Below are 20,338 nucleotides of genomic sequence, written 5' to 3'. Positions count from 1 at the left end.
TTGATAATTAGGTTGGTTTAAAAAACACACAATGATTAAGGAGTTTAGCAATGAAAAATTCTCCGATATCTGAACTAAGTGTAGATGCAAGAAAATTTCTTGTTAAAAGAGATGACTTAATAGACCCATATCTCGCGGGAAACAAATATAGAAAACTTTATACTCTTTTAAAAACTACACCTGATAAAATAGATAAAATAATCTCTTATGGTGGAACTCAGTCAAATGCAATGCTCGCTATTGCTGCAATGTGTAAAGAAAAGGCTTGGGAGTTTATTTACTACTCAAAACCAATAAGTAAAACTCAAAAACTCTCATCAGTAGGAAACTATTTTAATTCTATCACTTTAGGTATGAAGCATATTGAGATAGAGCATAGTTTATATCGAGATTTTATATCTTCTTTGAGAGTTAGTATAGATGCTAAAACATTTATCATAGAACAAGGTGGAGCAGTTCAAGAAGCAAAAAAAGGTTTAGAAGTTTTAGCACAAGAGATAAGAGCTGCGAACTTATCTGTAAAATCACTAGCAACACCATCAGGAACAGGTACTACGGCTCTTTTTTTGGCTCTTTCTTTACCTGAGTATAAAGTATATACAACACCTTGTGTTGGAGATGTAGGGTATTTAAAAACTCAGATGCAAGCTTTAGAAGAAATACCAAAAAATTTAATTATTTTAGAGCCTAAGAAAAAGTATCATTTTGCAAAGCCATATCCAGAATTTTATGTAATATATAAAAAACTACTAGATGCAGGTATAGAGTTTGATTTACTTTATGCACCAGCTATGTGGGAGGCTCTTTTGAGTCAAACTAAAGAAGAAATATTATATATTCATAGCGGTGGAGTAAGTGGAAATGGAAGTATGTTACAAAGATATCTAGCCATAGATGCTAGAAAGTCTAATCTATAAAAGTAACACTATCTTCTAGTGCAACTCTTTTGGGTTGATAAGAGTTGATTTTAGCATCTTCATCTGCATAACCGATAACAACACTATATAAAAGAGCTAAATTATCAGGCGTTTTTAACACATTAGCGATTACTTTGCCAAACTCAGTAGTTGAACCTTGTGGACAAGTGTCAAGTCCGAACTCTTTAGCAGCGAGTAAAATGCTTTGCATATATGCTCCACAATCAAGAATCGCTCCCTGTGCTTCATCTATGTTAACCTTATCTGTAAAAATAAAAAATACTGTTTGAGCACCAAACCATCTAAAGTTGTCATGCCATAATTTTGTTCTTTTTTCTATGTCTTTTCTACCAACTTCCATAAGCGTATAAAGCCCAACACCCGTTTCAATGCGACGCTTTTTATATGGGTTTATCCATGTTTTTGGATAGTATTGTATAAATTGGTCATGCTCAACACCAGAATTCATTTTTTGGATAATTGCATCTCCAATATTTTGTAAAACCTTTTGATTACTTACAGCATATACTATCCAAGGTTGCATATTTGCTCCACTTGGTGACATCCCTGCAGCTTTAAGTATTTTTTCTTGAATCTCTTTAGAAACTGGTTTTGGAAGAAAAGCTCGTTTTGAAGAACGGCTATTAATGGCTTCAAGTATTGTTGGCATAAATTATCCCTAAAAAATTAATTTCTATCATTTTATAACAGTTTTACTAATAAATAGATAAAACTATATATAATGCAGTATGACTAAACTAACTTGACATGGATAGACTCAATGTGATATAATTATTACATAAAATACAAAAAGGACAATTTATGAATAACATATTTGAGAAATTAACACATAATATGACTGAAGCTATAGAATCTTCAATTTCTTTGGCTTTACATAATAAAAATCAAGAAGTTGTGAGCATACATTTTTTATGGGCACTTTTAACAAATTCTAATTCTGTTTTAAATCAAATGTTTAATAAAATGAACATTGATAAAATTGCAATGGAGTTAGATGTAAAAAGTTTAAGTGAAAAACTACCAAAGTCTTCAACTGTTTCAAAAGAGAGCATAAAACTTTCTAAAGATTTTGTACAAACCTTAGAAAATGGTGCTGGACTTATGACAAAAAATGGGGACTCATTCTTAGCAGTAGATACTTTTATCTTAGCAAATTTAAAAAAAGAACCATATTCAACTATTTTAAAAAAATATATAGATGTTTCAGAATTGGCAAAAAACTTAGAAAGTTCTAGGGGTGGAGTTAAAATCGACTCTCAAAGTTCTGATGAAACTTTAGAATCTTTAGCAAAATATGGCATAGACTTAACAACAGAGGCTAGTGAAGGTAAACTTTCTCCTGTAATAGGGCGAGATGAAGAGATAACTAGAATGATGCAAATTTTAATTCGTAAAACTAAAAACAATCCTATGCTTTTAGGTGAACCAGGAGTTGGTAAAACAGCTTTAGTTGAAGGTTTAGCACAAAGAATAAGTGATGGAAAAGTTCCAACTTCTTTACAAAATAAAAGATTAATTGCTCTTGATATGAGCGCTTTAATCGCTGGTGCAAAGTATCGTGGAGAGTTTGAAGATAGACTTAAATCTGTTATAGATGAAGTTAAAAAGAGTGGTAATATAATTCTTTTTATAGATGAAATACATACTATAGTTGGAGCAGGGGCAAGTGAAGGCAGTATGGATGCGGCAAATATCTTAAAACCAGCTCTTGCTCGTGGAGAACTTCACACAATAGGTGCTACAACTTTAAAAGAATATAGGAAGTTTTTTGAAAAAGATATGGCACTACAAAGAAGATTTTTACCGATTACTCTTGATGAACCAACTGTAAATCAATCTCTACAAATACTAAGAGGGATAAAAGAGCGTTTAGAAACGCATCATAATGTAACTATTACTGATAGCGCTTTAGTCGCAGCTGCAAAACTCTCAGACAGATATATAGCAGATAGATTTTTACCAGATAAAGCGATAGACTTAATCGATGAAGCGGCAGCTGAACTTAAAATGCAAATAGAGTCAGAGCCAAATGTTTTAAGTACAGCAAAGAGAAAAAGTTCAGAGTTACATGTAGAACAAGAAGCTCTAAAGATGGAAAAAACTCCAGCGAATGAAAAAAGACTTTTAGAAATAACAAAAGAGTTAGCAGATATTGAGGAAAATGTTAGAACATTAGAGGTGCAATTTGCTAGTGAAAAAGAGGTTTTTGAAAGAATTTCAGGTATAAAAAATGAGATAGAATCAAAAAGAAAAGAAGCTACAAATGCTAAAAATACCGCAGACTTTAACCGCGCAGCAGAGATAGAATATGGAGAAATCCCAGCTTTGCTCGAAGAAGAAAAAAATATAAACAAATCGTGGGAGAAACTTCAAGAAGCAGGGACACTTTTAAAAAATAGTGTTGATGAAGAGGCAATAGCATCTATCATTTCAAGATGGACAAATATACCTGTAAATAAAATGCTTCAAAAAGATAAAGATAAAATACTAAATGTTGAAGCGGAATTAAATAGTGAAGTAGTAGGTCAAGAAAAAGCTATCCATGCTGTTTCTCGTGCTATAAAAAGAAACAAAGCTGGACTCTCAGATGCAAACACGCCAATAGGTAGTTTTTTATTTTTAGGACCAACTGGAGTTGGTAAAACTCAAACTGCTAAAACTTTGGCTAAGTTTTTGTTTGATAGCCAAGATGCGATGATACGGCTAGATATGAGTGAGTATATGGAAAAACATTCCGTTTCTCGTTTAATAGGTGCAGCACCTGGATATGTTGGTTATGAAGAGGGTGGTCAGCTTACAGAAGCAGTTAGAAGAAAACCATACAGTGTGATTTTATTTGATGAGGTTGAAAAAGCACATCCTGATGTTTTTAATATGTTGCTTCAAGTTTTAGATGATGGACGATTAACTGATAACAAAGGTGTTACAGTAGATTTTAGTAACACTATCATAATCTTAACTTCAAATGTAAAAGAGTTAAAACAATATTTTAAACCAGAATTTTTAAATAGACTCGATGACATAATAGAGTTTAATTCTCTTGGTCGTGGAGAGATTTTAAAAATTGTAGATATATTTTTTGATGAGATAAGAAAAAAAGTCCAACAAAGAGGTATAGAACTAAGCATTACAGATGAAGCAAAAGCATATATAGCAGAGGCTGGGTTTGATGAAGATTATGGAGCTAGACCACTTAAGAGAGCTTTATATGAGGTAGTTGAGGATAAACTTGCCGACCTTATATTAGAGGGAAAAGTTGATGAAGGTTCTAAGGTAGAATTTTTTATGCTTGAGGGAGAAATAAAAGTTAGTGTGAAGTAAATAAAAGAGAGGATATAATTTTATTATGAAATATTTTATATTAATCTTATTATTTACATTATCTTTATTTGCTTGTACTGGTGATTGTTTAACCTGTCACCCTAAACTTATACCTACAATAAATGAAGATTTAAGACATAAGCCTATGCTAACTTGTATTAAGTGTCACTCTGCTGAACCAAATACTATGGCAGAGTGCGGAGATGATTGTTTTTCTTGTCACCCAATGTCAAAAATAAATAAAGCAAATGTAAGAGAGCATGATGTGATTCAAGCTTGTAGAGATTGTCATGTTGGAGAAGATGAAAAAATATTTGACACTTCTTCACCATTTAAACAATCTAAAAAAGAATCTTTAAAAGATTTTTTAAACTATTAACCACACTTTAAGTAATTTTTATGTAACATTGCGGACTTAATTTTAAATAAGGATATGTCGTGAAAAGAACATACCAACCACATAGTACACCTAGAAAAAGAACTCATGGCTTCAGAGCTAGAATGGCAACAAAAAATGGTCGTAGAGTTTTAAACCGTCGTCGCGCTAAAGGTCGTAAAAGATTGTCAGTTTAGGCGGATTTGATACGCTCAAACTCAACAAAGAGTTTCAGTATATTTATAAAAAAGGAAAAAACATACACTCTTCGAGTGTTGTGCTTTTCCACCTACAAAAAGAGCTAACTAGCAAAGTTGGTTTTACAGCAACAAAAAAAATTGGAAATGCTGTTAAAAGAAATAGAGCAAAAAGAAGACTTAGGGCTTTGTTTTGTGCCTACTCTCAAAAATTAAAAGATGGAACATACATCTTTGTAGCAAAACAAGCAATCAATGAAATCTCTCATCAACAACTTCAAAATGATTTTAAAAAAGTTTTAAATCGCTCAAAAGTATTTAAGGAAACATAGATGCTAAGAGTCTTTTTATTAAAATTATTATGGGTATATCAAAAGTTTTTTACTCTTATAGGCTTTGGAAGTTGTAGATATTACCCATCTTGTAGTGAATTTGCACGAATTAACTTCCAAAACAACTCAATTTTAAGTGCTTTTTACCATAGTTTGACTAGAATACTTCGTTGTAATCAATTATTTGACGGTGGCATAGAGTATCCACTCCTTGATAAACTGTCTATAAAGCCCAAAAATTTAGGGTTAGATTCTATAAAATATTGGTTGGTTCCAAATAAAAAAAACCGTTTTTATATAATAAAAAATTTTTCATACAAAGGGAAGCAGTGTTAGATAAACTTTCAGCAAATCAGAGATTAATGTTAGCAGTAGCATTATCAGTAATTTTTTTCGTGGGATATACAGCGATAGTTCCACCAATAGAACCAGAAAAAAAAGTTCTAGATGCTCAGGCAATTCAAAAAACTTTGTCTTCAACGCAAACAAATATAAACATGCAAGATGTTGTAGGTCATGAGATATCATCAGAAGAAAAGTATGGTGCAGAGGACAAAAGTGTAATTTTAACAGTTACAAACAAAGATTATATCCTTAAAGTAGATACTTTAGGTCGTATTAGTTCAAAAGAACTTCTTCAAAATAAGTTTAAAACAAAAGACGACCAACATGCTCAGTTGATTTCAAAAACAGGAATGAAGCCACTTTTCCTTAGATTTTTAGATGAAGCACTTAATAATGAAGCTATGAATGTTGCTTATACGGCAAATATTAGAGAATCGACTCTTGATGGAGTAGCAAAAAAAGTAGTGTTAACTCAAAAGTTATCAACTTTAACCGTTACAAAAGAACTTACTTTTTATGATGATGGACATTATGATGCAAAAGTTTCACTATCTCAAGATAAAAGATATTTTGTCTATTTAGGTCAAAGACCAAGAGTAAATGAAACTGAACAGATGATGACTGTTGTTGGTGCTATGATTTATACTGATGATGATATAGCTACAATCATTACAGATGGAGATGCTGAAGGAAGAAAAACATTTAGCGGTGTTGAATTGATTTCAGCATTTGACCAATATTCAACGACTTTAATGTATGGTTTTTCTAAAAATACAAATATCATAGTTGAAAGAGATAGGGATGATAATCCAGTTATATATTTTGATGCTTTACAAACTATGGTATTTCATGGTTATGTTGGACAAAAAGAGTATAAAGTTCTTAAAAACATTAAACCTGTTTTAACAAATGCAATAGAATATGGTTGGTTCACTTTTGCTTCAAGACCACTTTTTCAACTTCTTTCTTGGTTACATGGAATTTTTGGAAACTGGGGTTGGTCAATCATTGCATTAACTCTTATGATAAGAACACTTCTTTACCCATTGACATATAAAGGTATGATGTCAATGCAAAAAATTAAGGCAATTTCACCACAGATTAAAGAAATTCAGAAAAAATACAAAAGTGATCCACAACGAATGAATAAAGCAGTTATGGATATGTATAAAAAACATAAAGCAAATCCACTTGGTGGTTGTTTACCAATGATTTTACAAATCCCTGTATTTTTTGCGATTTATCGTGTACTTTTAAATGCAGTTGAACTACAAGGTGCTCCGTGGATTATGTGGGTAACAGACCTTTCTCGTATGGATGAATTTTATGTTCTACCTATCTTGATGGGTGCTTCAATGTTTTACCAACAAAGACTTACGCCAACAAACTTTACAGACCCTATACAAGAAAAAGTATTCAAATACTTACCTGTGATATTTACATTTTTCTTCTTAACATTTCCATCTGGTTTAGTTCTTTACTGGTTTGTAAATAATCTTTTTTCAATTGGGCAACAGTTTATTGTAAATACTCAGTTTAAAAATGCCCAAGATGCAGAGATAGCTCTTAGTAAACATGCTATAAAAGAAGAACATAAAGAAGAAGTAAAAGCAAAACAGATAGAAAAAAAGTCTGGAAAGAACAATGATTAAAATAGAATCTACAACATTAGAAGAAGCATATCAAGATGCTTCTTCTTCGTTGGAATGTTCTGTTACGCAACTTAAAATAGAAGTTGTACAATATCCAAGCAGTGGTTTTTTAGGTTTGTTTAAAAAAACGGCAATAATTGTTGCGGCAAAAGAAGTGAACACCGAGAATACAAACAAAGAAGAAAAAGTTACAGGCAAAAGTGAGCTAAAAGAAGTTCAAAATAAAAAACCAAAGCCAAAAGAAAAACCAAAAAAATCCACTTTAAAAACAGAACTCAAAAAAGAACAAAATAAAAAATCTCATACAATTTTAAATGATACAATTATGCCAGAATCATTTGTAAGCACTCAAGATGAAGAAGATGAAGAAGACAGTGATGCGTCCTCTTTCTTAGCTGATTATGATGATGAGTATGATAATGTAGATTCTGATGATATACGAGAAACGGCAAAAGTTGTACAAAAAGAGATAAACAATCTTTTTTCATCAATTTGTTTTGAGATAGAAAAAATTGAAGTTAGTGTATATGATGAAAATACACTTTTAGTAGAGTTTAAAGGTGAAGATGCTGCGCTTTTAATTGGTAAAGAAGGTTATAGATATAAAGCCCTTTCGTATATGATTTTTAATTGGATAAATACAAAATATCAACTGCAACTTCGTCTTGAAATTGCAGAATTTTTGAAAAATCAAGAAGAATCTGTTTCAAGATATTTGAGCGGTGTGAAAGAAAATGTTGATAGAGATGGAAGAGCGCAAACTAAGATTTTAGATGGTGTTCTTGTTCAGATTGCTTTGCGAGAACTTCGTGATATGTACCCAGATAAATATGTGGCGATTCGTTCAACTAGAGATGGTTTAAAGTATATCATCATAAATGATTACCATTCATAAATGGAAAATGATACAATTTCAGCCATAGCAACTGCTAATGGCATAGGCTCTATCGCAATTATTCGCATTAGCGGAGATAGAGCTTTAGAAATTTTAAAAAAACTCTCCCCTAAAAAAGATTTCCCCCCAAGATACGCTAGTTTAACTACAATACACAACTCTAAAAAAGACTTAATAGATGAGGCTATTGTTATTTACTTCAAGGCTCCTTTTTCTTTTACAGCAGAAGATGTAGTAGAGATTCAGTGTCATGGTGGTTTCATAGTTGCTCAAAGTATTTTAAAGGCTACTCTTGAAGCTGGAGCAAGACTTGCAACAGCTGGTGAGTTTTCAAAAAGAGCTTTTTTTAATGGTCGAATTGATTTGAGTGAAGCAGAAGCAATAGCACAACTTATAGAAGCAAAAAGTGAAGATGCGGCTAAGATTTTAGCACAACAAATGAAAGGCTCACTCAAAGATTATATAGAACAGATTAGAGATGAGATAATTCATATATTGGCTTATTCTGAAGTTACTATTGACTATGCCCAAGAAGATTTACCACAAGATTTAGTAAATCAGATAGAAGAAAAACTTTCACAACTAACTCTTTCTTTAGAATCAACTCTTGTAGCTTCAAAGCAGAGAGAAGGTTTGATGCAAGGTTTTAAAGTAGCGATAGTTGGAAAACCAAATGTTGGCAAAAGCTCACTTTTAAATGCACTTTTAAATTTTAACAGAGCCATAGTTAGTGAGATAGCAGGAACAACTAGAGATACGATAGAAGAACAAGTAAAGATTGGTAGTCATTTGATTCGTATAGTTGATACAGCAGGCATAAGAGAAGCAAATGATGAGATAGAACGCATAGGTATAGAACGAAGCTTAGAAGCGATAAAAGAAAGTGATATAGTAGTGGTTTTATTTGATAGCGGTCGTGAGATGGATAATGAAGATGAAGAAATTTTAAAGCTGTTGGAAAAAAATAAAGAAAATAAAAATTTAATATATATAAAAAATAAAATAGATTTAAAACAAAAGTTTAAAAATGAAAATATAAAATTTGATTTAGAGTTAAACTCTAAAGATAATGTTATCTCACTTATAAAACTTTTAGAAAATATTATGGATAGAACTAATTTTTCAGATGAAATAATGTTGATTTCTCAAAGGCAAATATTAGCTGTGCAAAACACACTTACAAACATTCAAGAAGCACTCTCTCCACTTGAGACCCAAGAACTAGAAATATTTTCTTTTCACCTAAATGAAGCAGTAAAAGAGATGGCATCTATAACTAGACCTTTTGAAAATGATGAGATGCTAGACAAGATGTTTGGCTCGTTTTGTTTGGGTAAATAAAAAAATGAAATATATTGCAATAGATTTAGGTCTTAAACGCATAGGACTAGCTTACTCCGCTCACAAAGACATAGTAACTCCACTTAAAGCAGTGATAAGAAAAAATCGAAACCAAGCATCTACTGAAGTAAAAAAAATTATTGATGAGTGGGAAGTAGATGCTGTTGTTGTTGGAGTTCCTCTTGGTGGAAGTAGTGAAGATGAGATGAAAAGACGAATCGCTCACTTTATGAATCTAGTTGATTTTAAAGGTGAAGTGTTTTTTCAAGATGAAGCAGGAAGTTCTAAAGAAGCAGAAGCTTTGATAAAAGGCGAGATAAAGCAGATAAGAGATGGAAGAATTGATTCCATCTCAGCTATGATTATTTTACAAAGATATTTGAGAAAAATCAAACAATCCCAAAAAACTTAGCGGCATCTTCTTCATCATCAGTTAAACCATCTATGGAAAAATCAGGGTCATTTTCTGTTTTGTCTTTTACTATAGCTTTGCAATAATCAAAAAGAACTTCTTTAGCATGTTTGTTATCGCTCAAATATCCAAGTCCGCTAAACTGATAAGGTTCAACTTGCTCTATACATAAAACAGTGCCTTCACATTTTTCTTCTAAGAGCTCAACTAAAGTTCTATAATCAACGCTAAACTCTGCAATATGCCAACCAATATCTTCTAAACTTTTGTCCGCAAACTCACCAACTCCATCCGCTGTTGTATCATCATAAGATGAGTTGGGAGTGTTTATACCTATAAGTTCTTGCCAGTTTGAAAAAGCTTTTATAAGAACTCTGTCGCCATCTTCAACAAGTTGATAGTTACGACCCAATACTTTTTTAAAATCTTCAACTATTTCTGGTTGCCCTTTGTAGATAAATATCTCATTATCTGCAAAAGGTTCATAGATTATATTTCCCTCAATACAGATGCCAAAAAGCTTCTTTGAGTTTATGGCAGTTAGCAATTTTTGCTTATTTGTTATTATTATTTCATTAAAAAGATTAAACTTTTTCATACTTTCTCCTAATTTGTTTTGACATTATAAAAGTTTTTGCTTTAATTGAGTATAATGCAACAAATTTACTAGGCGATTAAGCCTATATTTATCTAAATAATCCAAGGAAATACGATGGCATTAAATGTTTATTATGACAAAGACACTAGTTTAGACCTAATCAAAAGCAAAACGGTTGCAATGATAGGTTTTGGTTCTCAGGGACACGCACACGCAGAAAACTTAAGAGATAGCGGTGTTAATGTTATTGTTGGTCTTCGTAAAAGTGGTTCTTCATGGGCTAAAGCTGAAGCTAAAAACTTTGATGTTTTTACAGTAGCAGAGGCAACTGCAAAAGCTGATATGGTTATGATTCTTCTTCCAGATGAAAATCAATCAGAAATTTATAGCAACGAAATAGCTCCAAATTTACAAGATGGTGCAACTATCGCATTTGGTCATGGTTTTAATATTCACTATGGTCGTATTAGCCCAGCTAGTAATATCAATGTAACAATGATTGCTCCAAAAGCTCCAGGACACACGGTTCGTTCAGAGTTTGTTCGTGGTGGTGGTATTCCAGATTTAATCGCTGTTGGTCAAGATCCAAGTGGTAACACTAAAGATTTAGCACTTTCTTATGCATCTGCTATTGGTGGCGGTAGAACTGCTATTATCGAAACTACTTTTAAAGATGAAACTGAAACTGACCTTTTTGGAGAACAAGCTGTTCTTTGTGGTGGTACAGTTGCTCTAGTTCAAGCTGGTTTTGAAACTTTAACAGAAGCTGGTTATGCTCCTGAACTTGCATACTTTGAGTGTTTACACGAACTTAAACTAATCGTTGATTTAATGTTTGAAGGTGGAATTGCTGATATGAGATATTCTATCTCTAATACTGCTGAATATGGTGATTATGTTTCTGGTAATCGCGTTATAAATGCTGAGTCTAAACAAGCTATGAAAGATATCTTAACAGAGATTCAAGATGGTAGATTTGCAAAAGACTTCATCTTAGAAGGTCAATCAGGTTATCCTCGTATGAATGCTGAGCGTGCAAATGACAAAGAAAAACTTATCACTAAAACTGGTAATAAACTTCGTGAAATGATGCCTTGGATTGGTTCTAATAAAATCGTTAATAAAGAAACAAACTAATTATTTATACAATTATGGTATAATTAGGCTGTATTAGAAACACAACATGCTTTTTCTGTTGAGTTGATTACTTAACATACGGCACTGAAGCCCAACTACTTTTTAGTAGTTGGGCTTTTTTTTTGCAAAAAAAATCGTGGGTAGTGTTGGGTGGGAGTGCCATAATAGGACAGAGCATGTTCGTTAAGTTTCTAGTAGTAATGCTGATTATTGGGTATTTAACTCAACTTAGTTAGTATTATAGAAGGGTCTAATCAACCCTTTTATTAAGATATATCAAACCCTTCTTTACATAATTTTTTATACTCCTCTAGTTTTAATTTCAAATTTTTAATAGCTGTAGTCGGAAGATACTCCAGTAGTTTTACAATCTCTCTTACTTCTTTTGACTGAGCATAGTTATACTCAGCTAAATACTCAATGTTAAATTCAAAAAGTTCTTGTTCCTTAACTTCTAAAGTTTCAGCAATATATGGAATAAGTTCTACTTTTATCTCCCTTTTTCCTGTTAAATAGCTATATATACTAGCTAAACCAGGGGCTTCGCCTGTCGTTCTAAGCTTAGGTTCTAAAGATAAAAATTTATTTGCAAATTCTTTTTTATTCATCCCTTTTTCATTTATAAGATAATTAATTTTTTCAAATAACTCCATTATTATTTCCTTGACTATTAGTGTGATATTTTACTAATAGTAAGTAGTAGTTAAGAACTAATAGTCTATAATTCACTAATAGTATATTTTATGGAGAATTAAAGAAAATGTTAAATAATTATAAACTAGATTCCAATGGTGTAATTAAACAAATAAAGATTAATAAAATATCTTATGATGAGCGTTATATAAATAATAGATATAATACTTATAACAGTGGGGAAAATATGTCTTTCTCACGACTTGGATATTTGTTAGGTGTTTTAAAAGATGAAAAGATTTCATCTATTTTAGATGTTGGCTATGGTAATGGTGATTTTTTAAAAACTGCTTCGAAGTACATTGAAAAATGTGTTGGTTCAGATATACCACCTATGTATCCATTACCTAAACATATAAAAACTGTTGAAAGTATTTATGATGATAACTATGATGTTATTTGTTTTTTTGACTCACTAGAACATTTTGATGATATTTATGAAATAAAAAATCTAAATACAAAGTATGTTTATATCTCTGTTCCTTGGTGTCATAATTTGTCAGCAGAATGGTTTGATAATTGGAAACATAGAAGAGAGGATGAGCATTTATGGCATTTTAACTTACCATCTCTTACGAAGTTTTTTGCGAGTATCGGGTATGAGCTTGTAGGTAATTCTAATATAGAAGATATTATTCGTACTCCCTATGATGAAAATTTACCAAATATTTTAAGTGCAGTATTTAAGAAAATATGATTAATTTTATTAAGAGATTATTATTTAACGGAATATCTGAAAAACAATATGATATTTATGTGTATTTAAAATATAAATATGTATATAAATATAAAAAATTAGTTCATTTCTATAAGCCATATACTCTTAATTATGAAAAAGATTTTATTCTTACTATTTATTGTGGAATAGGCGATTTTTTATATGGCATACCTGCTTTTATGGACATAAAAAAACAACTAAAACTTAAAAATAAAAAGTTTATTGTATATATTGGTAGTGCTAACAACAACTACAATAATGCAAATCTTGTATATATAGCAAAACAACTCAATATTTTTGATGAAATCCATACTTTTCATTCTCCTAGACCAGTATATTGGAAATGCTTAGACTTAGGGGATATTGACTATGATAAAAATAAAGCAGATATTTACCATTTTGTATATTGCGTAAATGGTTATAATAAACTATCTCGTATTCAAGCTGTATGTAAACAGTTTGGCTTGAAAAACAATAATGGATTAGAAAAATCATTGGAAATTATTAATCTTAAAGATTCTAATTTGCAAAATGTAATAGATAGTCAAAAAGATAAAAAATGCGTATTTCTACATTTAGATACAAGAAGTGGTGAGTATGTATATCCTTATATATTACAGTTAGTAGATTATTTACTAGTAGATGGATTTAGCGTTGTTTTATTTACCAAGATGAAAGATATAATTAATCAACAAAATAAACTTAGATATGACACCAAAAGGATAATTAATAAAACTATAGAAAATAATCGCCAAATAAAAGAACTAGAAAATAACCAAATTTTATTAGAAAAAATTACTCAACATAAGTTGTTTAGTAATGTAATACCAAATAACATTAATGATACCCTAAAATTATTGAAAGAGATAAACCCTTATGTAATCGCAGTAAATTCAATATTTTGGCCTTTAACAAATATTACAGAAACAAAAATATTGGCACTTCATTATATAAACTCTAATGACGGTCATCAATTTTTTCACAAAAATATGTTATTTGTTACTACAAATAAGTGCTCATATAAAAGAGTGAAAAAGATAAATATTAATAAATATGTTTTTTCTAAAATAGATTATGATATAGATAAAAAATATGGATACATAAACTATCATCCAGAATATATTATGTTTTTACTAAATGGACTTATTACTAATGAAACAAAATAATTTCTTAAACGAAGAGATATTTTTACTTTTTAAAAGGTATCCACTGTGGATTAATTTAGCATGGAAAGATATAACTTCTAAATATAAAAGAACTTTTTTAGGTCCATTTTGGATATCACTTGCTATTATTATATTCATAAGTTCAATATCTCTAGTATATTCAAAACTATTATCTGTCGATATTCACACATATATTCCATATCTAGCATTTGGGATTATTACTTGGATATTTATAACTTCAACAGTTTTAGAATCTTGTGGTTGTTTTATAGATTATGGTGGATATATAACACAAATAAAAGTACCTTATTTAGCTTTTATATTTAGAATTGTTGTCAGGAATAATATTATTTTTTTACATAATATTCCAATTGCAATTTTAACTATTTTCATTTTTGATATAGATTTCAATTTTTACTCTTTATTGTTTTTTATCTTTAACTTGTTTATATTGAACCTGAATCTGATATGGATTTCTATCCTTTTATCGATTGTTTCACTTAGATTTAGAGATGTACAACAATTTATATCAACTATGATACAACCTATCTTTTTTGTAACACCAGTTATTTGGACTGCAAATAGCATTGGTAATTCAAGATTTATTATTGATTATAATTTATTTTATTATTTTGTGGAACTCATAAGAGGTGTTTTTATACCTGCTGAAAATATGGAGAAAATTGTACTTGTGTCTAGTATAACAGGTGTTGTTGGTTTAAGCATTTCTTTGTATATTTTCAAGAAATTTCATAAAAAAATTTCGTTATGGATTTAAAGAATGAGTTATATTAAATTAAGTAAGCTGTCGTTAGATTATATTGTCTTATCAAATCATTCAAGATCTTTTAAATCAACAATTATTAATAATGGCATACGAGGTAAAATTATTAGTAATGAGCATTTATATGTAAGAGCATTAAATAGTATAACTTGTGATTTTAACTCTGGAGATAGAGTGGGTATTGTAGGTTTGAATGGCTCTGGAAAAAGTACTTTATTAAAAGTTCTTTCAGGTATTTATAGTCCAAGTGAAGGTATTTTACAAATAAAAGGTAGTATCGCTCCTATGCTTGATATCAGCCTAGGCATAGATGAAAGTGCTACTGGAATAGAAAATATTTTTTTAAGAGGTTATTATTTAGGACTAGATAAAAAAACAATCAATTCTAAAATCGAAGATATTATTGAATTTTCAGAATTAGGAACTTTTATTGATATGCCACTTTCAACTTATTCATCAGGTATGAGACTTAGACTGATGTTTAGTATAGCAACTTCTTTTAATTTTAATATTTTGATAATGGATGAGATGATACTAACGGGAGATAAAAACTTTATAGTAAAATCTAAGCAACGACTTGATGAATATTTAGATAAGTCAGATATTCTATTTTTAGCTTCACATTCTGATGCTATTATTAAAGAATACTGTAATAAGGCTATATGGTTAGAATCTGGTGAAGTAAAATTTATAGGTGCTGTTGATAGTTGTTTAGAAAAATATCAAGACTCTTTATTATGAATAACTATATCCTAAGAAGATTTTTTAATAAATTCCAAATATTTTTTTTGAAAGAGAAAATAAAAGATGGTTTATACATAAAAAATAAGAATAAAAATAAGAATAGAAAAATCTTATTTTATTTCAATGATTATCAAATTATGCATTTTGGAGATATATTATTTTTTGAACCAGCTATACAAGAGTTAATAAAATATGGATTTGAAGTGGAGGCAAGCCTTCCTGATAATGCTATAAAATATGCTAAGTTTAATAATATAAATTTTTTTGATAATGTTAACTTTGATAAATTTGATTTAATTATCACTAAAGTAGAATTTATATCATTTTTCAACAAATCAACAAATCAAATACTATTTGTAGACACAACTTATAATAAAATTATAGAACCATTATGTATTAGTCTCGTAAATAGAATTAACAATTTTTTAAAAATAACCAATAGTCGTGTAATTGGCAAACCAAGTGATTTTATAATAAAAAATAGTAATTTAGATTCTTTGTTAAAAGAGGGAGAACGATATATATTATTCAATAATTATGTTCATTCTGGAAAATTTAGGATTTTTGCAAATCAACGAAAACGGCTTATTAATTATGCTGAGGAATTAAAAAAAACAGGTTTTAAAATAATCCATATAGGGACTCAAAAAGACAAAGACAATGATAAAAATGATTATGAGCTGGTAGATTTGGATTTACGAGGCAAAACAAGTCTTAGTGATTTATTTTATTTAGTTTCAAAAAATAATGTCATTAATAGTGTTTCATTTGATACAATGCAAATGCTTATTTTCAATTTAAATAACAAAAAATCATTTGTTGTTAGTAGACAAAGAGTATTAAAAAGTAATATGCTATTTCATAAAAAATATGTTCATAGATGCTTTAACAGTGATGATTTAATAATTTACATTTAAACAAAGTTTTTAAGCAAAAAAATTCTTGCATGCGTAGGATTAGATGAGTGTTTGAACTCGTATAAGAGTTGAGAGTAAAATCGCACCTTTATCTACATTTGAACTTTTCATTTTTAATTCACTCTCTAAAAGAACATTTTGTATTTTATAGTATGTTGCAGGTTTAAATTTTAAACAAAGTGCAGCTTTTTCATCTACAATATTTTTTGGAGGTCTGTACCCCAAAATCTCTATTGCATTTGGTGCACCATTTACTCTAATGTAAATATTGAACATATAAAGTTGAGTTATATATGAAGTTAATGCTGTAACGACTCTTATTTCGTCTTCTCCATGGTCGATTATATTTAGTAAGTCTTTAGTAAATTCTTTTTTATTTAGTATATTTTTTATAAAATCTTCCATACTCACTTCAGCTAAACCTGATACTAGATGCTCTATATCTTTCGTGGTTATTTTTTTATCATAGATGCTAAGTTTATCTATTTCATTACAAGCAAGAGCAACATCACCGTTGTGAATATTTAAAAGGTGACTTATAGAATAAGCATCCATATTTACTTTTTTTGCATTTACAACATTTTGTACAATGCTAACTGACTCATGATGGTTTGGATGAAAAAATCGTACAACGATAGTATTTTGTTTTGCTAAAAATGTTTTTGCAGTATAAGTTTGATGTTTATCTCCATAGTAAGCATAAATCAGCATATTATCTTTGTTTTTTTCACATAAGCTTATAAACTCATCAAGCTCTTTTTTTTGAATTTTTTTATCACTTTTTATGATTAAAATATTTACTCCACCAAAAAGTGAAGATTGACTAAGATGTGCTTTTGCACTTTTAAAGTCATATTCATCATGGTAGAAACTAAGTATAGAAGCGTCTTGTATGTTACTTATCATTTTTGTGTAAGCATCTATAAGAAAAGAACTTTCACCAAAAAATACAAAACTATTTGGTATTTTACCACTTTGAATTAGCTTATCAAAAGCTGCTTTATACATCATCGCTCTTTAAAACATGAGCAAAAATTTTAGCTTTTGCAATATCAACTTTGTTTATGCAGATAGTTACATCTTCAAAAAGTACAGCATTCTCAGATGCTGTTATATTTATTCTCGCACCACTTATTTCACCGTTAATTTCGGCCTTGTACTCTGGCTCAGTTGATGTTATACGAGCTTTAAACTCTTTGTTTAAGTTATTTTGCGCCCATCTAGCAAACTTTCTTTGGGTAAATTCTATTTCTATACTACTAGCTTCTCTTTCTTTTTCACTTATTGTCATACTAAGTGCTTCAATATTTCTCAAAACATAAGAGCCTTCTTCTTTGTCATTATTGTTTATGGCTTTTAAAAGTCTATGTACTATTAAATCGCTATATCTTCTAATGGGAGAAGTAAAATGAGTATATGCCTCAAAACCAAGTCCAAAATGTCCTGCATTTAAAGGAGCATACTTTGCTTGCATCTGTGAACGAATGATTAAAGTATCAACTTCTGTTTCTAAGTCCATATCTTTAGCTTGAGTTTGTATATCTGTTATGGTTTCTTTCATAGAGTTTTTAATATCTATATTCATTCCTATACCTGCTAACTCTTGGTAAAGTATTTGAATTTTAGACTGAGTTGGTTCTTCGTGAATTCTAAAGATGCCTCTAGTGTATTTAGATGCTGCTTCTTTGTTTGCTAAAAGCATACAGTCTTCAATGAGCGAATGCGATGGAGTTTCTTTTGCAAAAGTCGTAGATACGATATTTGATTTTTCATCAATTTTCATTTCTAATTCGTTTGAGCGAAAGTCATAACCAACTTTTAATCGTTTTTCTTTTAGTTTATCTGTAATAATGCGTAATTTTTTAATCCAAGAAAATATTTTTACTTCTGAATCATTTTTTGGTTTTAATTTGCCATCAAAAAAATCATCTATCTCTTCATAATTGAATCTTCTTTTGGAGTGGATGATAGCTTCATAAACTTTAGACTTTGTAACTTCAAGAGTATTAACATCAAGTTTCATTTCAAAAACATAAGCTAATCTATCAACATTGGGTTGAAGTGAACAAAGAGTTTCACTAAGTTGTCTTGGTAACATAGGGATAGAACGATGTGGTAAGTAGATAGAAAAACTTCTATATATAGCTTCATTATCAATAGTTCCAAAAGGAGTCACATACTCACTTACATCTGCGATAGCTACAAATAGAGTGGTTTTTTTATCGTCCCAATAGATGGCATCATCATAATCTTTTGCTGTTACAGGGTCGATAGTACAAAAAGTTAAATCTCTTAAATCAACTCTATTTTTATATTTAGATGCATCTACATTTTTAAATGATGTAGCAATTTTTAAAACTTCGGCGTCAAATTCATCATGTTTGTTGTACTGTGCTAAAACTATTCTTTCATCAACAAGAGGGTCTTTTAAGTTCCCAAGTTTTTGTATTATGGAGTTTTCTTGATTGTTGATTTTAAAAACATCACCTATATCATAGGCATCTAGAGTCTCTTGGGCAAGTTCAACTCCAGTGGGATAGTCAGTTTTTAAATTTACTAAAGATTTATGTTCATCTTTTGAAATTATATATGCAACACTATATGAAAGTGCTCGACCTACTATCTGTGCAATTTTTGCACGAGGAGTTCCTCTAATGCCAAGAAGTCTTTGAGCGATAATAAGGTCACCCTCTTTAGCATCTCCTAAATCACCTTCAGCTATAAATAAATCACGAATATTTTCGCCAATGACATTTAAGTAGGCTGTGTCTTTTTGAATAAGCCCTAAAGTTCCAGCACGGTATTTTGAGTTGAATTTATATATATTGTCTTTTTTAGTTATATATTTTTTGGCTAAAAAATCTGTTATATGAGAGCGTTCGTCTGAGATGATATCTTGCTCACTCAAACCAAGAGTGAGCCGAATTAGTAGAGATTTCAAATTTATCTTATCTAGCGTTTTCTATTGCTTTATCAAAGCTTTCCATATCAAGGTCGTATTTTGTTAAGAGTACTTTTGCTGCATCTATACTAGCATCTGTTATTGCACCATTTATAGGAACACAAGTACGAACAACATGAAGAATTTGTGCAGGTCTTTTGTCCTCAGGTTCTGCTTTATCTGGACTTTGACAGTTAGCGATAACATCAACTAAACCTTCTTCAAATCTCCAGTGCTTAAATACAGTTGCACTAACTTCAGGTGTATCTACTCCTAAAATCTTTCGCTCAGCAGCTTCAACATCACCTAGCTCGGCTAAAGCATCTCTAAAAGCGTCTTGTTTGTTCTCTGAGATGATTTGTTGAGCTATAAGAACTTTACCAATTTCAACAAGAAAAGCTGCTGGAGATAAAACACCTAGAAGTTTATTTTCTTTTCTCATGCACCATGAAGTCATAAGTCCATGTTGTTTTTTAGAAAGTGCTGAGAACATATCGTTGTCTATTCCATAAGGAGATAAGTCAAGAGTAAAACTTTTTTTAACAATACTTGCAAGTGCAAAACCACGAACAGTTCCCATACCAAATAGACCAACTGCTTGGCTGATTGCATTTATCTCACGAGAAAAACCATAAAGAGGAGAGTTTGCAGCTTTTAAAATATCTGCTGTTAAAAGAGGATCTTTTTCTAAAATCTTAACCATGTCGTTAAAACTGCTATTTGGATCTTGATAAACCGCTTCTATCTGCATTGCAGACTCTGGTAAAGGTGGAAGTTGTTTAATCTTTTTTAAAATGTCATCAGTCATGGTACTCTCTTTAAATTATTTTA

22 protein-coding genes are annotated in these 20,338 nt (G+C 30.3%); 16 read left to right on the top strand and 6 right to left on the bottom strand.

Translation table 11 applies throughout. The features are described from left to right. Positions 1-50: 50 nt before the first annotated feature. Complete coding sequence (locus tag MOV50_RS03015; RefSeq protein WP_321778937.1) at positions 51-917, top strand: 1-aminocyclopropane-1-carboxylate deaminase; 867 nt, start codon at positions 51-53, stop codon at positions 915-917. Here MOV50_RS03015 and MOV50_RS03010 read toward each other — a convergent pair. Then, on the bottom strand, positions 907-1,587 hold the full coding sequence (locus tag MOV50_RS03010) for a nitroreductase (RefSeq protein ID WP_321778936.1): 681 nt from the start codon (positions 1,585-1,587) through the stop codon (positions 907-909). The two genes, MOV50_RS03015 and MOV50_RS03010, sit on opposite strands and share 11 nt — an antisense overlap. A 152-nt stretch (positions 1,588-1,739) precedes the next feature. Between MOV50_RS03010 and MOV50_RS03005 the strand changes: the two genes are divergently transcribed. The 9 genes from MOV50_RS03005 to ruvX are packed head-to-tail and all read left to right on the top strand — an operon-like array spanning position 1,740 to position 9,809. Next, on the top strand, positions 1,740-4,259 hold the full coding sequence (locus MOV50_RS03005) for an ATP-dependent Clp protease ATP-binding subunit (protein ID WP_321778935.1): 2,520 nt from the start codon (positions 1,740-1,742) through the stop codon (positions 4,257-4,259). A gap of 25 nt (positions 4,260-4,284) precedes the next feature. After that, a complete protein-coding gene (locus MOV50_RS03000) occupies positions 4,285-4,638 on the top strand; it encodes a hypothetical protein (protein ID WP_321778934.1) in 354 nt (117 codons plus the stop codon). Between the two features lie 59 nt (positions 4,639-4,697). Then, a complete protein-coding gene (gene rpmH / locus MOV50_RS02995) occupies positions 4,698-4,832 on the top strand; it encodes a 50S ribosomal protein L34 (RefSeq protein WP_207561291.1) in 135 nt (44 codons plus the stop codon). Further along, the gene (gene rnpA / locus MOV50_RS02990; protein ID WP_321779634.1) at positions 4,820-5,164 is read left to right on the top strand and encodes a ribonuclease P protein component; all 345 of its coding nucleotides are present in this window, start codon (positions 4,820-4,822) and stop codon (positions 5,162-5,164) included. The genes rpmH and rnpA overlap by 13 nt, the downstream gene beginning before the upstream one ends. Further along, complete coding sequence (gene yidD / locus MOV50_RS02985; protein WP_321778933.1) at positions 5,165-5,500, top strand: membrane protein insertion efficiency factor YidD; 336 nt, start codon at positions 5,165-5,167, stop codon at positions 5,498-5,500. After that, the gene (gene yidC, locus MOV50_RS02980) at positions 5,494-7,161 is read left to right on the top strand and encodes a membrane protein insertase YidC (RefSeq protein ID WP_321778932.1); all 1,668 of its coding nucleotides are present in this window, start codon (positions 5,494-5,496) and stop codon (positions 7,159-7,161) included. The genes yidD and yidC overlap by 7 nt, the downstream gene beginning before the upstream one ends. Further along, complete coding sequence (locus MOV50_RS02975) at positions 7,154-8,056, top strand: Jag N-terminal domain-containing protein (RefSeq protein ID WP_321778931.1); 903 nt, start codon at positions 7,154-7,156, stop codon at positions 8,054-8,056. The genes yidC and MOV50_RS02975 overlap by 8 nt, the downstream gene beginning before the upstream one ends. Continuing rightward, the gene (gene mnmE / locus MOV50_RS02970; RefSeq protein WP_321778930.1) at positions 8,057-9,397 is read left to right on the top strand and encodes a tRNA uridine-5-carboxymethylaminomethyl(34) synthesis GTPase MnmE; all 1,341 of its coding nucleotides are present in this window, start codon (positions 8,057-8,059) and stop codon (positions 9,395-9,397) included. A gap of 4 nt (positions 9,398-9,401) precedes the next feature. Beyond that, positions 9,402-9,809: a Holliday junction resolvase RuvX gene (gene ruvX / locus MOV50_RS02965; protein ID WP_321779633.1), complete on the top strand. Its 408-nt coding sequence runs from the start codon at positions 9,402-9,404 to the stop codon at positions 9,807-9,809. On the opposite strand, the gene MOV50_RS02960 is transcribed toward ruvX, so the two are convergent. Continuing rightward, positions 9,787-10,407 (bottom strand): hypothetical protein, encoded by a 621-nt coding sequence (locus MOV50_RS02960; RefSeq protein ID WP_321778929.1) that lies wholly within the window; start codon positions 10,405-10,407, stop codon positions 9,787-9,789. The two genes, ruvX and MOV50_RS02960, sit on opposite strands and share 23 nt — an antisense overlap. A 114-nt stretch (positions 10,408-10,521) precedes the next feature. Here MOV50_RS02960 and ilvC point away from each other — a divergent pair, with 114 nt between their 5' ends. Further along, complete coding sequence (ilvC, locus tag MOV50_RS02955) at positions 10,522-11,544, top strand: ketol-acid reductoisomerase (protein WP_321778928.1); 1,023 nt, start codon at positions 10,522-10,524, stop codon at positions 11,542-11,544. Between the two features lie 266 nt (positions 11,545-11,810). On the opposite strand, the gene MOV50_RS02950 is transcribed toward ilvC, so the two are convergent. Further along, on the bottom strand, positions 11,811-12,197 hold the full coding sequence (locus tag MOV50_RS02950; RefSeq protein ID WP_321778927.1) for a hypothetical protein: 387 nt from the start codon (positions 12,195-12,197) through the stop codon (positions 11,811-11,813). Positions 12,198-12,304: 107 nt separating this feature from the next. Between MOV50_RS02950 and MOV50_RS02945 the strand changes: the two genes are divergently transcribed. The 5 genes from MOV50_RS02945 to MOV50_RS02925 are packed head-to-tail and all read left to right on the top strand — an operon-like array spanning position 12,305 to position 16,566. Continuing rightward, positions 12,305-12,934 carry a class I SAM-dependent methyltransferase gene (locus MOV50_RS02945; RefSeq protein WP_321778926.1) on the top strand — a complete coding sequence of 210 codons (630 nt, stop codon included), beginning with the start codon at positions 12,305-12,307 and terminating at the stop codon, positions 12,932-12,934. Next, positions 12,931-14,121: a hypothetical protein gene (locus MOV50_RS02940; RefSeq protein WP_321778925.1), complete on the top strand. Its 1,191-nt coding sequence runs from the start codon at positions 12,931-12,933 to the stop codon at positions 14,119-14,121. The genes MOV50_RS02945 and MOV50_RS02940 overlap by 4 nt, the downstream gene beginning before the upstream one ends. Further along, positions 14,108-14,899, top strand: a complete 792-nt coding sequence (locus MOV50_RS02935; protein ID WP_321778924.1) for an ABC transporter permease — start codon at positions 14,108-14,110, stop codon at positions 14,897-14,899. The genes MOV50_RS02940 and MOV50_RS02935 overlap by 14 nt, the downstream gene beginning before the upstream one ends. A 3-nt stretch (positions 14,900-14,902) precedes the next feature. Next, a complete protein-coding gene (locus MOV50_RS02930) occupies positions 14,903-15,646 on the top strand; it encodes an ABC transporter ATP-binding protein (RefSeq protein ID WP_321778923.1) in 744 nt (247 codons plus the stop codon). Further along, a complete protein-coding gene (locus MOV50_RS02925) occupies positions 15,643-16,566 on the top strand; it encodes a hypothetical protein (protein WP_321778922.1) in 924 nt (307 codons plus the stop codon). The genes MOV50_RS02930 and MOV50_RS02925 overlap by 4 nt, the downstream gene beginning before the upstream one ends. A gap of 39 nt (positions 16,567-16,605) precedes the next feature. Here the strand turns inward: MOV50_RS02925 and holA are convergent, their stop codons facing one another. Genes holA through MOV50_RS02910 form a run of 3 tightly spaced genes read right to left on the bottom strand, consistent with a single transcriptional unit; the run spans position 16,606 to position 20,315 of the window. Then, positions 16,606-17,574: a DNA polymerase III subunit delta gene (gene holA / locus MOV50_RS02920; RefSeq protein ID WP_321778921.1), complete on the bottom strand. Its 969-nt coding sequence runs from the start codon at positions 17,572-17,574 to the stop codon at positions 16,606-16,608. Continuing rightward, a complete protein-coding gene (locus tag MOV50_RS02915; protein WP_321778920.1) occupies positions 17,567-19,507 on the bottom strand; it encodes a ribonuclease R family protein in 1,941 nt (646 codons plus the stop codon). The genes holA and MOV50_RS02915 overlap by 8 nt, the downstream gene beginning before the upstream one ends. 7 nt (positions 19,508-19,514) lie before the next feature. Continuing rightward, the gene (locus MOV50_RS02910; protein WP_321778919.1) at positions 19,515-20,315 is read right to left on the bottom strand and encodes an HDOD domain-containing protein; all 801 of its coding nucleotides are present in this window, start codon (positions 20,313-20,315) and stop codon (positions 19,515-19,517) included. Positions 20,316-20,338 lie beyond the last annotated feature (23 nt).

The sequence above is a fragment of the Sulfurimonas sp. genome (assembly GCF_029027585.1).
GTDB lineage: Bacteria > Campylobacterota > Campylobacteria > Campylobacterales > Sulfurimonadaceae > Sulfurimonas.
Note: the sequence above shows the minus strand (reverse complement) of the source record. Positions and strands in the feature narration are given on the sequence as shown.